The sequence below is a fragment of the Arcobacter venerupis genome, from assembly GCF_013201665.1.
GTDB lineage: Bacteria > Campylobacterota > Campylobacteria > Campylobacterales > Arcobacteraceae > Aliarcobacter > Aliarcobacter venerupis.
This window is the reverse complement of record NZ_CP053840.1, coordinates 1,306,862-1,322,555: the sequence shown is the minus strand read 5'-3', so window position 1 is coordinate 1,322,555 and position 15,694 is coordinate 1,306,862. Positions and strand designations below refer to the sequence as shown.

Sequence of the window (15,694 nt, the reverse complement as noted above, 5' to 3'; positions counted from 1 at the left end):
TTTGACTCCTTGATTATTTTATAATACTTCTATTTTACCCGTAACTGCTTGGGAAATTAGTGCTTCTTTTGCAAGTTTTAGTTTTTTGATACTTTGTTTTGTTTTTTCTATTGTATTATCAAAATGGATAAGTTTTTCATCTAGGTATTTTGATATTTTTTGTTGTTCGGTTATTGTAGGTACAAATAAATATACATTTTTTAAATTTGTTTGTGCAATATTTTTTCTAATACTTCCACTTCCATAAGAAATGATTTGTTTTCTTATTTCAGTTGATTGAAAACAGTATTTTTTAAAGTCTAAATCTAATTTTTTTGTAATTTGTCTTCCTCTTATAACAAATCCACCAAATAAAGCTATCTTATCATCATAGTAAACTGTACTTAATGCTAATTCTTCAATAGTTTCAGATGTTCTATTGAATAAAACATCTCCTTTTCTAACTGAATTTTCTTTAATGATTGAATCAGAAACTAATACAGACCCTTCAATATCTTTTTCCATTATAAAATTAGTATTAATAGTTTCTTTTACATTTATAAATTTAATACCTTTTCCATAATTAGAAGAATCCGTATTAACACCATTTTTAAAAGAAAACATATAACCTAATTTTTTCATTTCCCATTCTTTAGGAATATTACCCAACCACTCAACACCACTTGGTTTTAGTTCATTTTGTTCTCTTTTGATAGTTTGTAATTTTGAGTTATTTTCTATGATTTTTAGTTTTCCAGTTACTACTTCACTTATCAAAGATTGTTTTGCTAACTCTAATTTAGAGATAAGTTGCTCTTTTTTTGAAATAGATTCATCAAAGATTTTGCTTTTTTCATCTAAAAAATTTGCTATTTTTTGTTGCTCAATTTTTGATGGAACTAAAAGTCTCGCATTTTTTATCAAATCTTGATTCAATAATTTAGCGCCATAAATATTATCATTCGCATATTCAATTAAATATTCACCTAAAGCATAATACCAAAAATCTAAATTTACATTTTCATTATTTAAAAATGATGCTATTGCTTCATTTGTATACAAATCAACTGTATTAAAACTCATTTGTCCAACTGATAATTTAAAACTATAAAGTAAAGAACCTTTTGGAACTACTTTTATATTACAATCAATAATTGCATCATCTGATAATCTCTGTTTAGCATCACTAATGTATTTATCTTTAATATCTGAAATAGAAACCCAAATATTATCTCCAAAAAAATATTTATCTTTTGATGTAGATGGAGTTGAACCAATTACATAATTTAAAATATATTTTAAACTAGCTTTTTTCCAATCTTTTGGTAAATAATCAATCCAATGTAAACCACTTGCTTTTAGTTCATCTTGTTTTCTAATTCTATATTTCATTAGGCTAATAACTCTTTTAAATCATCATTTATGCTTGATTCAAGTTCTCTAATTTCCATCATAATATCTTCAAAACTATCAAGTTTTTTGTACTCATAAAAGTGTCTTGTAAATGGCAGTTCATAACCTATGTTTTCAAAAGTTGTTTCATCCATCCACGATGAGGGTAAGTGTGGTTTTACCTCTTCTTTAAAATACTCTTTTATCTCTTTTTTTAGAGGTATTGATTCTGTATCTTTTGCTATTAGCAGGTTTAATTCTGTTGGTTTTAGTTTGATTTTTAGATATTTTACAAATGCAGTACGTGAGCTAAACTCTTTTTTCTCATCTTCTATTTTTTGTAAGATTTTTGCTATTTCATCTTTGTTCTCTAGGTTTCCAAACTTCTCATCATCTTTTAGTTCTTCAAGATTTTTTGGTCGCTCGATTGTGATTTTTGTAAATCCAAAATCTCTATTATCAAAGATTTTTGAATATTTTGACTCTTCAAAAGTTTTGTATATATTTCCAATCTCTTCTATTTGAGTTTTATCTATAAACTTTCTTTTATTTCCTAAAGATTTTCTCATAGGCTTTGAAAAATCACTTGCATTTACTAGCTGAATTTTTCCCTTTCTTTTTTTCTCTTTTTTATTTGTAAGTACCCAAATATAAGTAGAGATTCCAGTATTATAAAAAAGGTCAGTTGGAAGTGAGATGATTCCCTCTAACATATCAGATTCGATTATCCATTTTCGGATATTACTTTCACCGCCTCCTGCATCACCTGTAAAAAGTGGTGAACCATTGAAGATGATAGCTATTCGGCTACCGCTTTCATCATCTACCATTTTACTTATCATATTTTGTAAAAATAGCAACGAACCATCACTAACCCTTGGAACTCCTGCGCCAAATCTTCCTGAAAAACCATAAGTTACATTTTCACTTGTCACATAAGATTGCTCTTTTTTCCATTGAACTCCAAAGGGTGGATTTGAAATTAAGTATCTATAATGTTTACCTTTGTGTCCATCATCAGTAAGAGTATTTCCAAAAACTATGTTGTTTGTGTCTTGACCTTTTATAAGCATATCAGCTTTACAAATAGCATAAGATTCGTCATTTATCTCTTGTCCATAAAGTTCTACTTTTGCATCTTTGTTCTGCTCTAAAATATACTTTTGTCCAACAGAAAGCATACCACCAGTTCCACAACAAAAGTCAGCTATTGAGATAACTTTTCCTTTTGTTTTTATCTCATCACTTTTACCCATAAAAAGCATTTTCATACAAAGTTCAATTACTTCCCTTGGTGTGTAGTGGTCTCCTGCTTCTGCATTTTCTTTGAACTTTCTGATAAGCTCTTCAAAGATGTAACCCATAGTTTGATTATCCACTTTGTTTGGATGTAAATCTACATTGTTAAACTCTTGTATTACATGGAAAAGTTGATTGTTTTTTGCTAGTTTGTCTATATCTTTGTTGAAATCAAAGTGAGCGATAATGTCTTTAATATTTGAAGAAAAACCTTGTAAATAAGCTATGAAGTTCTCTTTTAAATGGTCTTGGTCATTTGTTAAGTTATCAAAACCAAAAGGAGAAATATTGTAAAAATCAAGCCCATCAAGTTCTGTTTTGATAAGCTCTTCTTGAGATTGTTCGGGAAATGTTTCATAAAGTTTATAAGCTTTTAAAATATCTGCTTTTTTTTCGCTTATTATTTCATCAAATCTTTTGATTACACACATTGGAAGTATTACATCACCATATTTTTCAGGTTTGTAAACTCCCCTTAAACTCTCTGCTATTTGCCATATTAGGTTTATTTTATCGTTGAAGTTATTCACTAGGATAGATTCTCTTTTATTATTATTAAATTAATAATTATTATATTGTCTTTCTTGTAAATAAGCTCTGAATATTATAATTTTGTTTAGTCAAAAAAGCTCTTATGTATTTTTAGAACAAAAAAATATAAATGATGCTAAAATACGCCTATGATTTGTCAAAACTGCAACAACACTACTTTTTATACTTTAGCGAATGATTACATCAAGTGTAAGGCTTGTGCAAAAAAGTACTCTTTAAAAAAACTTCAAAAAGATGATTTAATTATGATTAAATTTTGTGAAAATAAAAATGCCCTTGAACTAGCAAAAGAATTAGAAGTAAATTATAAAACCATAAAAGATAGATTTGATATGTTTAGAAAAAAAATTGCTTTGTTTTTGGAGTATGAATACAACAACTCAGTCAAAAATTACAACGAATATGAAGAGTTTTATTATATAAAAGAGCGAGAAAAAAAGAAAAAGAAAAAATCTCTAAGTGAAGCTATTAATATCATGGGTTTTTATTCAAATGAAAAAGTATATACGCTTTTGATGCCCAAAATTGGCAAACGAGCTTTTGATATTGAAGATGGTTTTATTCAGTATTTAAACTGGAATAAAATCCATTCAAAAAATTCTCATCAAACAAAACTAAATGAATTTTGGAAATTTTTAGAAAATAATCTAAAAAAATATAAAGGTTTTGAAGAAGACAACTTCTTTTACTATTTAAAAGAGTCAGAGTTTAGATTTAATTATAGCCATGATGAACAGATTGAGATTTTAAAAAAACTCTAATTTTAGGCTTGACTTTAATTTATTTTAAATAAGCTTAACTACAATACGCAAATGAATAATATCCCAAAACTAACCCTTTTAACTCTACTTTTACTAGCAATGACCACAAGTATGTCAAATGTTGCTATTGTTACTATGTTGCCCCATTTAAAAAATTATTTTAATGATGTAGCTAATATTGAATTTTATTCAAGATTGATGTTAACACTTCCATCTTTGGTAATTGCACTTCTTGCACCTATTTTGGGGCATTTTATATTTAAATTTGGAAAGAAAAAATCAGTAGTTCTTGCACTGTTTTTCTTCTCTTTATTTGGTAGTGCTGGATTGTATCTTGATAGTATTGAAAGTTTATTAATCTCTAGGGCATTTTTTGGAGTAAGTGTGGCAACTCTTATGATAGTTTCTACTTCATTAGTTGGAGATTATTTCAAGGAAAAAGAAAGACACAAATTTATGGGTTATCAAAGTGCTTTTATGGCTTTTGGTGGTGTGTTTTTTGTGATGGGTGGAGGTTTTTTATCTGATATTAGCTGGAGATTTCCCTTTGCTATTTATCTAATGGGATTGATTTTACTGCCACTTGCTTTTTATAATCTAAAAGAAGTGAAATTTGATGATGATAAAATAGAACAACCCGTACATATCAGCTCAAATATCTTGTTTGTATATTTTCTGGCTTTTGTTTTTATGTTGATATTTTATATTTTACCTACTCAAATTCCATTTTTAATAATTGAAAAATTCAATGCAAGTGGTTCATTAGCAGGAACTATCATTGCTGTGGCATTTTTTTGTAATGCTTTGGGTGCAATAACTTTTGCAAAACTAAAACATAGATTTACTTATTCAACTATTTATCTTATTGGGATATTTTTAATGGCAATAGGTTTTTCATTGGTTGGAGTTATAAATAATGTTTACTTATTTTTCATTAGCAGTCCAATTTTAGGATTTGCAGGTGGAATTATGATGACAAATGTTACAGCTTGGATGTTAAGTAAAACAAGTGTAGAAAAAAGAGTAAAAAGCTCAGGATATTACACATCAGCGATATTTCTAGGGCAATTTCTTTCGCCAGTTGTATTTCATCCAATTATCGAAAAACTTAGTGATATTCAAGACTTCTTTTCATTAATTGGTAGTTTCTTATTTATAATTATATTTATATCTGTTCTAAAATATTTTTATCAAGCTTATAAATCTTAGTTGCCAAACTATCTATAAAACTTCTATGATGAGAGACTATTATCATAGATTTTTTTATTGAGTTTAAAATATCAATTATCTTTTGTTGTGACTCTTCATCAAGGGCATTTGTTGGTTCATCAAGAAGTAAGATTTTTGGTTTTAAAATCAAAAGTCCAGCAAGGGCAACAATTTTTTGTTCACCTCCACTTAAATCAAAAATCACCCTATTTTCTAAGTGAGAAATTCCAAGCTCAATTAATATCTGTTTTCCTTGGATTATTGATTCATCTTTTGATACACCTTTTGCTCTTAGGGAAAAAATCACATCTTCTATAACTGTTGGACATAAAAAGTGATTTGTAACATCTTGGGGTAAATATCCTATATCGCTTCTATATTTTGAGAAATCTTTTAAATCTTTCATTTTATCGTGGAAGATTTCAACTTCACCACTTAGAGGTTTTATTAATCCTGCGATTATTTTTAAAAGTGTACTTTTCCCTGAACCATTTGAACCTATTATTGCTATTTTTTCTTCATGGCCTAAATTCAAAGTTACATCTGAAAAAATTCGTTTATCTTCATTTTCATAAGAAACAGCTCTTAAATTTACTGAACAACTCATATGTATAAAACCTTTATTAAAAAAATAACTACAAGAGAAGATATTACTAAAATATCTTTTATACTAATTTTGTTTGTTTCAAGCAAAAATATCTGCGATTTAAAACCACGAGCATTCATGCTTAGTTTCATATCTTCTGATTTTTTTATGGCTTTTATAAACATCATAGCAAAAATATTACCAAAGGTTTGATAAACAAACATAGAAGTTTGTGCTTTAAAACCTCTTAGTTTCAAAGTTGCTTTTATGTTTTTAAACTCTTTTAGTAAATACTCAATTAGGCAAATAGTAAAATAAAATATTGAGATAAATTTAGCAGAAAATTTCAAACTATTAAAACCTCTTACAATATCATAACCCTTTGATTTGTAAAAAATCGTAATATTAAACAATAAAATCAAATTAGTTCTAAAAAATAGTTCAATAGCCATTTGGTGATTTTGGAAAGCCACAAAGAAAACTAAAAATATTATAAAGAAATTTAATAAAAATAGTTTTTTAAATATCTTTATAATACTTTTACTCTCAAAAAATAGTACTAATAAAATTGGCAATATATAATAATACTCCAATGAAGTAAAAGCAACTAAAAAAGAAAAAAGTAGTGAAACAATAAGTTTTATAGCTTCATTATTCATCTATTGTTCTTTTTTCCTTTTAACTATTTTTATTGCATAAAAAATTAAAGCTATTAAAACCAATGAAATTAGGATTTTAATATGCTCATCTGATTTTTGCTCTTTTATATGAGTTTGTAATGATTCATTTTTTATATTTTCAACAATCACATCTTGTTTTGCAATATGCCCAGATGTAGCATCAATTGTTATTTCTATCTCTTTATATTTTGAACTAAAAAGATATTTTCCCTTTTCATTTAACTTATCTTCTAATATTAAATTTTCATTATTTTTAATAAGTAGCCTACAATTCATACAAGGTGTTCCATCTGCAAAATAAGAGTAAATTTCTACACCATTTTGTTCATTTGTTACAAATAAATTTAATTTGTGGGCAAATAATGAAGTTGCCAAGATTATAAATATTAAAAAACTTTTCAAATTAAACCTTTTAAAATCTTTGGATATGTTTTTTTAATAAATAATAGTAAAAACATAGAAACAAAACCTTCAATTACCATCATTACTATATTAACTGAAAATATACTATAAGCAGCCCATTCATACTCATCTTTTGAAAAATACAATATAAGTACTAAAAACAAAGTTGCAAAAAATGCTCCTAAAAATCCTATTAAAAAAAATCTTATTTTTTCATTTATCTTTAAAAAAATATCTGTTTTATTAATATAAAAAACAAGTACAGCAGGTGCTGCCATAATAAATAGATTAACCCCAATAGAAACTACTCCACCATAACCTAAAAGTAAAGCTTGTAAAACTAAAGCTATAAAAATAGAGATAAAACTTGTAAGTCCTAAAAATATTCCTATTTCTCCCAAAAGGATTAGATGTATTTGTGTAACTCCAAAGGGAATATGAATAAATGATGCTATAAAAAACATAGCACTGGCAACTGCTGCTAGTGGTATTTCATCCTCTTTTATAGTTTTTATAGCTTTATAAAAAGCAAACAAACTAACTGCTGTTACTACAACTGTTGATTCAAGGGATAAAACACCATCTGCTATATGCATTTTAGTAAGCCTTTACCCAGATTAAAGCACCATTTTCAATAGGATAACTTTTCCCATCTTTGTATTTTAATTCACCCTCTTCTATTAAAGCTGCAAATCCCCACCAACCTTGATGATTCATTACAAAAGAGAAGATTCCATTATCATCTGTTTTTACAACTTGAGTTATATGTGAATCTGTTGGAGCTTTTAAACCAAAGTCATTATAGGCTTCAACTTCTACTTCTACATTAGCAGCTGGTTTTCCATCATGTAAAACTCTACCTTGGAATAAATTTCCAGAGTATAAACCAAATGGTTTTACCATTGGAATAATTTCATACTTTAATCCAATTGGTTCATCCCAACCATCTTCTAAACCAAAAGCACTAACTATTAATTTGGGAACATGCGAAATGAATTTTTCTTCTGCTGGTTCAAAATATGGCTGTGGTTGCACAAAAAATTTATAAACTCCAGGTGTTTTAATATCATAAGAACTTGTCCATGCTTTTTGATCAAATTTTGTTGTTTGTGTTAAAGCAAGTGAATTCTTTTTTGAATTTACAAAAACCTCAGGTTTTTCCATAATCATACCAGTTTGTTCAAAAGGATGAATAAATGATATATCCAAATTAACTTTTGATTCTTTCTGATTACTTACATTATCGGTGTTAGCCATAAATGTTAAGAAATGTGCATTTGCATAAATTGCAACAAGTGAAATAAATATAAATTTCTTCATTTTGTCTCCTAAATTTTTATTGATTATATTGGTTTAGCAGTTACAACAATATAAATTTACATATTTCTTATATATATTTAGAACTAGAATAAATTATTTATATGCTTAAATCTATATTAATTTTATCAGGATTATAATTATTTTCTTAAGCTAAAATTTTGCTTAAAGTTAGTAGTATAAAATAATAATATCACAAAAAGGAGTCATTTTGTTAAGGAACATCTCTACCCGTGTAAAGCTTATGCTTTTACCTTTTGCTTTCATTTTAATAGTAATAATATCAGCTTCAATATTTAATTATTTTGATGGTGTCACGAAACGTTTAACAAATGCAGCTAGCCAAACTGATGCATTTATCCAACAAGTTCTAAAGGGACGAATATCTGTTTATCAGTTTTTAAGAAATCCCGATGAAACAAAAGCTCAAAAAGTTAGAGATGATTTTTCTACTTTAAATAGTTTAGTTTTAGATTTAAAAAGTAAATTATCTGCCCAAGAAAATATTGATTTATCTGATAAAATCATAGAAAATTCAAAAAAATATATTCAAGGTTTTGATAATTTCTCAACAATTAGGATAAATGACTATAAAAATGCAATAGATAAAGAAACTCCTGAAATATTGGCTACTATAAAAGATATGACACTTACTGGATTAGAGTTAGAAAAATTATTAACTCATATAAATGAAAATGCAGTTAAGATGAAAAATGATGCAATTAGTACAATGAATACTGCTTTAATTACTTTAGTAATAATTGCATTAATCTTTTTTGTTGTTTTTTCACTTCTTTTATCTAATCAATTAATAACTTCAATTAATAACTTCCAAAAAGGATTATTGAGTTTCTTTGGTTATTTAAATAAAGAAACAAGTACTGTTGAAATGTTAGATGATAGAAATCATGATGAATTTGGAAGTATGGCAAGTGTTGTAAATCAAAACATTGCAAAAACAAAAAGAACAATTGATTCTGATAATGTATTTTTAGAAGAGATTAATCAAATAGTTTTAACAATTAAAGAAGGTTTTTTAAATAAAAGACTTGATAATAAAACAGAATCTCAAAGTTTAGAAAGTCTAAGACATCATATTAATGATATGTTATTAAGTCTTCAACTAAGAGTTTGTACAAATATTAATGATATTAGTTTTGCCCTTGAAAGATTTGCAAAACTTGATTTTACACATAGAATAAAAGGCTGTAATAGTGGTGTTACTGTTGGTTTAAATAACCTAGCTGATATTATAAATGAAATGCTTGTAGAAAACAAATCAAATGGTTTAACATTAGGGGAAAGTAGTCATATTCTTCTTAAAAATGTTGATACTTTAAATGTAAATTCAAATGAAGCAGCGGCTGCATTAGAAGAAACAGCAGCTGCTGTTGAAGAGATTTCAAGTAACATTTCAAATAATACAAACAATATTGTAAAAATGTCTCAATTAGCTTCAAGTGTAACTGATTCAGCTTCAAAAGGTGAAAGTTTAGCAAACCAAACAACAGAAGCTATGAATGAAATTGATAGAGAAGTAAATGCTATTAATGAAGCTATTTCTGTAATTGATCAAATTGCTTTCCAAACAAATATTCTTTCTTTAAATGCTGCTGTTGAAGCAGCAACAGCAGGAGAAGCAGGTAAAGGATTTGCCGTTGTTGCAGCTGAAGTGCGAAATCTTGCATCTCGTTCAGCAGAAGCTGCTAAAGAGATTAAAATTCTTGTTGAAACAGCTACTAAAAAAGCAGACCAAGGTAAAAAAATATCTGAAGATATGATTAGCGGATATAAAATGTTAAATGAAAATATTTCATTAACAATTGAACTTATAAAAAATATTGAAGGTTCAAGTAAAGAACAACTAGCTGGAATTGAGCAAATAAATGATGCTATTAACTCTCTTGACCAACAAACTCAACAAAATGCAATGATTGCTACAGAAACTTATGAAGTTGCTGTTCAAACAGACACAATAGCTAAATTAGTTGTTTCAAATGCAAATGCAAAACAATTTATAGGGAAAGATGAAGTAAAAGCAAAAGTTGTAGAATCTAAGGCAAATTTAGCGAAAACTTTCACTAAAACTAAAGCTCCGGTTAAAAAAACAACATCTAGTACAAGAAGTGAAACTAAAGTAGTTTCATCAAATAGTAAAGATAATGATGAGTGGACAAGTTTTTAAAACTTGTCTTCTCACCACTTCTATTTAATTTTACATTTCCTAATTTTTTTTATAATTCATAAAACTTTATAGTATTTCTGCCTGACTCTTTAGCTTCATACATGGCAGAATCAGCACATTTGAAGATATTTATAGAACTCTCTTCTTCTCCTTTAAATATACAAATTCCAATGCTGGCTGTACAATTATGCTCAATATTTGTGTGTTTATTCTTTTCATTTATTATGCAAAATTCATAAGGTTGAGCTAAACAAATCCTTATTTTTTCAACTACATTAAAAATATTTTCCTTTGATATATTTTTATTTTCATCAAATTCATCAAGTACTATTACAAACTCATCTCCTCCAATTCTAGCAACTGCATCTAGTTTTCTGATACTACTTTTGAGTCTATTGGCAACTTCAATCAACAATAAATCACCAACATTATGTCCATAAGTATCATTTAATGGTTTGAAATTATCCAAATCAATAAAAACTAAAGCACAATATTTTTGACTTCGCTCACTTTTAGACATTATAAAACTCATTTTTTCATCCAAAGAACGTCGATTTGGCAGTTTAGTAAGGGTATCACAATATGCTAATTGCTCTATTTTTTCTTGAAGTTCTTTTCGTTTTGTAATCTCTCTAGTAATTCCATGATAACCAATAATATTTCCATTAACATCTAATTCTTGTTTTGACAAAATTTCTCCCCAAATTATAGAGCCATCTTTACATTTATGTTGGAGTTCTATAATTAAAGCAGGTAACTTAATGCCTTTTTGCGATAATTCAGATCTTTCTTGTAATTTTTCTTTTAAAATAAGAACACTTTCATCTGTAAATAATTCAAAGATATTACTTCCAATTACTTCACTTGCTTTATATCCTCTAAATCGTTCATCGGCTGGACTTATATATGTAATTATAAAATTAGTATTTACTTTCCAAATCACATCATTTACATCTTCCGTTAATTGTCTATAATGTGATTCACTCTCTTTTAATTTATTTTCGATGATTTTACGCTGTGCTATTTCACTTTTTAATCTATAAACCCAATAAATTATAATCAGTAAAATAACAACCACAGCAATAAGATAGATTGCTACTGTTTTCATATCTATTCCACGGTCAACATTTAACCAATATTTAAACATACTTTGCATTTCATCTTCGGGTAAAGATTTTGCAGCTTTATTTAAAATACTTAAAAGCTCAGTATTATTTTTGGTAACTGCAAAACCTTGAGTACTTATATATTCAGTTTGACCTGAAAATTGTAAATTTAAAAAGTAATATTTTTTGATTATATAATCAGACAGTCCAACATCTCCAACATAAGCATCAACTTCTCCTGAATTAACTAATTCTAATGCTTGTTTTGTAGTATCAACAACTTGTAGTTTTATGTTTGGATGATTTTTTCTTAAAATCTCTTCCATAAAATAATTCTTTTCAATAGAAACTTTTTTATTATTTAGATATTTTAATCCACCAATAAAACCATTATTTCCTCTATCAATAATAATTACAGGACTCTTTCTATAAAATTCTGTAAAATCAAGATATTTTGACCTTTCAGGTGTTTCTACAATACTTGTAATCATATCAATTTCACCATTTTTAGCCATAGTTATGATTTCATCCCAAGATTTGTTTTTAACTATTTGAAACTCTATTCCAACAATTTTTTCTATTCGTTTCATATAATCAACAGCAATACCTTTGTATTCACCATTTTCAAGCCATTCATAAGGAGCATAATCTTTATCAACACCTACTTTTATTACAGGATGTGTTTCTATCCAATTTTTCTCATTTTGTGTCAAAACAAAAGGAGTTGAATCTAACTTATCTAATGCAAAAAGAGTTACATTAGAAAATAGAAAAAATAGAAATAAAATAATTTGATAGTTTTTAATTTTAGTATTATTCAAAATAAACCCTCACTTATAATAGTTTTTTATAAACTTTTTGTTTTTCCCGCCAAAAACCCGCTAGAAAAAGACCATTGAAGATTATATCCACCACAAGGTCCATCAATATTTACAACCTCTCCACAAAAATACAAGCCTGAAACAATTTTACTTTGCATTGTTTTTGAATCAATTTCTTTAAGTTCAACTCCACCTCTTGTAATCATTGCATTTTTAAATCCCTCATGACCAGTTACAGTCAAAGGTGTCCAAGCTAGAGTTTTTATTAGTTTTTCTCTTTTTATTCCATCTATATTTTTAAACTTCTCAGAACTGTTTATTTCGCAAATATTACATATTTCTTGGGCTACACTTGAAGCCAAAAGTGTTGTAAGATTTTCTAAAACCGTAGCAGTTGGATTTTTTTCAATCTCTTTTTTGATATGAGTATAAATTTGCTCTTCATTCATACCTTTTAAAAAACTAATCAATAAAGGCACTTCATTATGTTTGGCAATTATTGGAGTTAATTCTCGGGCAAAATCTAAAACAACTGGCCCTCGTATTCCATTGTTTGTGAAAATCAAATCTCCTGTTAGTTTTAGTTTTTTATATTTTGGTAAATCAACTTTTAAAATAGCTTTGGCAATGGTATCTGCTTTACAAGAAGCGAAGTTCTTCTCTTTTGTAAATAGTGGCATCATTGCTGGATGTAAAGAGGTAACTTCATGTCCAAAATCTTTGGCATAAATATATCCATCACCAGTTGCCCCAAGAGTTGGATAACCTAAACCTCCAGTTGCTAAGATAATATTTTTTGTTTTGTAGATATTTTCTTGGCTATTTATGATAAAAATATCATCTATTTTTTGAATAGTTTGAATTTCAACTGAACAATCAACTTTTACTTTTAATCTTTCAAGTTCATCATCCAAAGCTTTTAAAATAATAGAAGAGCTGTGATCTAGTGGAAATACTCTAAAACCATCTCGGGCAATTGTTTCAACTCCAATGCTTGCAAAAAAATCTCTTAAATCATTTGCATTAAAAGCTTCTAGTACATGGCTCATGAATCGCCCATTTTTACCAAATTTTCCCATAAACTCTTCAGTTGATAAAGTATTTGTAAGATTGCATTTTCCACCACCAGTGGCTTTTAGTTTTGCTGCAATTTTTGAAAGTTTTTCTAGTAATAAAACACTTTTATTTTCCTTTGCTGCACTAATACTTGCCATTATTCCAGCAGGTCCTCCACCTATTACAATTACATCAAAAACTCTATCTTTTTCTTCCATTAATCAACTTCTTTATTAAATTTTCATATAGTATTATTTATTATATCTATTTTGTCATAAGGAAAATCTATGAAACAATCAATAATCTTCTCTTTACTTTTAACTCTTAGTTTTACAGCTTGTGCAAACAGTGCAAGTGATAGTTATTTTACAGAACAACCAGCAAATTCTAAAAAAGAGTACGAATCATTTAGAAAAAATATTGCCAAAGCCTTTGAAAATCAAACTCCAAAACAATGGGGAGAAAATGTTACGGGCGTAAAAACACATCTAAATACAAATGAAAAAGTAATCGCACTAACAATGGATGCTTGTGGAAGTCCTCTTGGAATGGCTTATGATGAAAAATTAGTTAATTTTTTGAAAAAAGAGAAAATCCCAGCAACAATGTTTATAAACGCACGATGGATAAACAAAAATCTTTCAACATTTAAAGAGTTAGCTTCAAATCCTCTTTTTGAAATAGCAAATCATGGGCTAGAGCATAAACCAGCATCTGTAAATGGAAAATCTATTTATGGATTAAGTGGAACAAACAGTGTTGAAGAGTTAGTTGATGAAATAGAGTTAAACGCAAGAAAAATAGAATCAATCACCCACAAAAGACCAAAATATTTCCGTTCTGGAACTGCTTATTATGATGAAGTTGCAGTTAGTGTTGCAAACAAATTAAATCATCAAGTTGTGGGATTTTCTATTCTAGGAGATGCAGGAGCAACTTTTTCTGCTAAAAAAGTTGAAGAGGCATTTTTAAAGGCAAAAAAAGGCGAAATAGTAATTATTCATATGAATCATCCAACATCAGATACAGCACAAGGTACTATAAATGCCATTACAAAGCTAAAACAAAAAGGCTTTAAATTTGTGAAATTATCAGATTATAAACTAAAGTAAAATTTTACAATTTTTATTTATGATAAAATAACAAAAAAAATTTATTGAGGAATATATAAATGGCAGGATTTTTAGGATATTTATCTTTATTAACAGATGATATAAGTTCACTTGCTGGAAAAACAGTAGCATCTGCAACAAAAACGATGGCCACTTCCCTTGATGATGTTGGATTACTTTTTGATGATATTGCAACTTATACAAAACTTGCAAGTATAAAATCAACTGGTTTGGTTGTTGATGATTTAGCAGCAATTGCAAATTTTACAAATGATACTACATCTGATATTTTAAAAGCTGAACTAAAAAAAGCAAAAACAGTAAATGAATTTAAACAAAATATTGAAAAACTTGATGTTGAGTCACAAAAAAAGATTTTAGAAGAGCTTGAGGGAATCAGACAACAAGCAATTATTGAAGCAAAAAGAAAAGCAGCAGCACGTGAACTTCCAATTGTTTATAAAATTGCAAAAGGAAGTTTGAAAAATAAAGTTATCATCATTCCAATTGTTTTACTTATGAGCTTTTTGGCTCCTTGGTTAATCTCTCCTGTTTTAGTTTTAGGTGGAATTTATTTAGCATACGAGGGAGTTGAAAGTGTCTTAGAAAAACTTGGTCATCATACTGAAATAAGTGATGAAAAAGAGACTATCAAGGAGTTATCAACTGAAAAACTTGAAGATGAAAAGGTAAAAGGTGCAATAAAAACAGACTTTATTTTATCTTTTGAGATTATTGTAATCACACTTAGTTTAGTTGAAGATACAAACTTTATAGCTAAGTTATCAGTTCTTGCATTAATTGGGATTATAACAACGGTTTTTGTATATGGAATAGTTGCATTTATCATAAAACTTGATGATATAGGCTTTTATTTACAAGAAAAAAATAGTGCTATTTCAAAAACAATAGGAACTGGATTTGTAAATGCAATGCCACATATTATAAAAACTATAGGAATAGTAGGAACTGTTGCAATGTTAGCTGTTGGTGGTGGAATTATCGTACATGAGACTCATATTTTTCACTCTTTTGATGAAGTATTAAAATCTATTCCATTTGCAGAGTTGTTTGTTCAAATAGTATTTGGGGGAATTGTAGGATACATTACTGTTAAAATAGTTCCGATTGTAGAGCCTATTTTTGCAAAATTTAAAAAAAGTAAGTCTTAATCATATCTGCTAAGATATAAAGCATTAGTAAGGTAAAGATAATCTTATTGAAATTCATAAGATTA

Annotated in this window: 14 protein-coding genes; 5 read left to right on the top strand and 9 right to left on the bottom strand. The window is 27.7% G+C overall.

Features of this window, described 5'->3' with window-relative positions; genetic code table 11:
- Positions 1 to 18 precede the first annotated feature (18 nt).
- Positions 19 to 1,371 carry a restriction endonuclease subunit S gene (locus AVENP_RS06525; RefSeq protein ID WP_128358759.1) on the bottom strand — a complete coding sequence of 451 codons (1,353 nt, stop codon included), beginning with the start codon at positions 1,369 to 1,371 and terminating at the stop codon, positions 19 to 21.
- On the bottom strand, positions 1,371 to 3,200 hold the full coding sequence (locus AVENP_RS06520) for a type I restriction-modification system subunit M (RefSeq protein ID WP_128358758.1): 1,830 nt from the start codon (positions 3,198 to 3,200) through the stop codon (positions 1,371 to 1,373). Before AVENP_RS06520 ends, AVENP_RS06525 begins: the two co-directional genes overlap by 1 nt.
- A 150-nt stretch (positions 3,201 to 3,350) precedes the next feature.
- On the opposite strand from AVENP_RS06520, the gene AVENP_RS06515 reads away from it, so the two are divergent.
- Complete coding sequence (locus tag AVENP_RS06515) at positions 3,351 to 3,983, top strand: hypothetical protein (RefSeq protein WP_128358757.1); 633 nt, start codon at positions 3,351 to 3,353, stop codon at positions 3,981 to 3,983.
- Positions 3,984 to 4,034: 51 nt separating this feature from the next.
- Positions 4,035 to 5,192: an MFS transporter gene (locus AVENP_RS06510; RefSeq protein WP_128358756.1), complete on the top strand. Its 1,158-nt coding sequence runs from the start codon at positions 4,035 to 4,037 to the stop codon at positions 5,190 to 5,192.
- Here AVENP_RS06510 and AVENP_RS06505 read toward each other — a convergent pair.
- Genes AVENP_RS06505 through AVENP_RS06485 form a run of 5 tightly spaced genes read right to left on the bottom strand, consistent with a single transcriptional unit; the run spans position 5,149 to position 8,180 of the window.
- Positions 5,149 to 5,799: an energy-coupling factor ABC transporter ATP-binding protein gene (locus AVENP_RS06505; protein ID WP_128358755.1), complete on the bottom strand. Its 651-nt coding sequence runs from the start codon at positions 5,797 to 5,799 to the stop codon at positions 5,149 to 5,151. The two genes, AVENP_RS06510 and AVENP_RS06505, sit on opposite strands and share 44 nt — an antisense overlap.
- Complete coding sequence (locus AVENP_RS06500) at positions 5,796 to 6,437, bottom strand: CbiQ family ECF transporter T component (RefSeq protein ID WP_128358754.1); 642 nt, start codon at positions 6,435 to 6,437, stop codon at positions 5,796 to 5,798. The genes AVENP_RS06505 and AVENP_RS06500 overlap by 4 nt, the downstream gene beginning before the upstream one ends.
- Complete coding sequence (locus AVENP_RS06495; RefSeq protein ID WP_128358753.1) at positions 6,438 to 6,860, bottom strand: hypothetical protein; 423 nt, start codon at positions 6,858 to 6,860, stop codon at positions 6,438 to 6,440.
- Complete coding sequence (gene cbiM / locus AVENP_RS06490) at positions 6,857 to 7,456, bottom strand: cobalt transporter CbiM (RefSeq protein ID WP_128358752.1); 600 nt, start codon at positions 7,454 to 7,456, stop codon at positions 6,857 to 6,859. Before cbiM ends, AVENP_RS06495 begins: the two co-directional genes overlap by 4 nt.
- Position 7,457: 1 nt before the next feature.
- Positions 7,458 to 8,180: a DUF4198 domain-containing protein gene (locus tag AVENP_RS06485; protein ID WP_128358751.1), complete on the bottom strand. Its 723-nt coding sequence runs from the start codon at positions 8,178 to 8,180 to the stop codon at positions 7,458 to 7,460.
- A 208-nt stretch (positions 8,181 to 8,388) separates the two neighbouring features.
- On the opposite strand from AVENP_RS06485, the gene AVENP_RS06480 reads away from it, so the two are divergent.
- Positions 8,389 to 10,362, top strand: coding sequence for a methyl-accepting chemotaxis protein (locus tag AVENP_RS06480; RefSeq protein ID WP_128358750.1), 1,974 nt, complete (start codon positions 8,389 to 8,391; stop codon positions 10,360 to 10,362).
- Between the two features lie 49 nt (positions 10,363 to 10,411).
- On the opposite strand, the gene AVENP_RS06475 is transcribed toward AVENP_RS06480, so the two are convergent.
- Together AVENP_RS06475 and AVENP_RS06470 are read right to left on the bottom strand one after the other, a co-directional pair.
- Positions 10,412 to 12,289, bottom strand: coding sequence for a diguanylate cyclase (locus AVENP_RS06475; RefSeq protein ID WP_128358749.1), 1,878 nt, complete (start codon positions 12,287 to 12,289; stop codon positions 10,412 to 10,414).
- 26 nt (positions 12,290 to 12,315) lie between these two features.
- Entirely contained in the window at positions 12,316 to 13,563 is a 1,248-nt protein-coding gene (locus AVENP_RS06470; RefSeq protein WP_128358748.1) for a BaiN/RdsA family NAD(P)/FAD-dependent oxidoreductase, read from the bottom strand.
- 69 nt (positions 13,564 to 13,632) lie between these two features.
- Here AVENP_RS06470 and AVENP_RS06465 point away from each other — a divergent pair, with 69 nt between their 5' ends.
- Together AVENP_RS06465 and AVENP_RS06460 are read left to right on the top strand one after the other, a co-directional pair.
- Entirely contained in the window at positions 13,633 to 14,457 is an 825-nt protein-coding gene (locus tag AVENP_RS06465) for a polysaccharide deacetylase family protein (RefSeq protein ID WP_128358747.1), read from the top strand.
- Positions 14,458 to 14,516: 59 nt separating this feature from the next.
- Positions 14,517 to 15,629 carry a DUF808 family protein gene (locus AVENP_RS06460; RefSeq protein ID WP_128358746.1) on the top strand — a complete coding sequence of 371 codons (1,113 nt, stop codon included), beginning with the start codon at positions 14,517 to 14,519 and terminating at the stop codon, positions 15,627 to 15,629.
- The last annotated feature ends 65 nt before the right edge of the window (positions 15,630 to 15,694 follow it).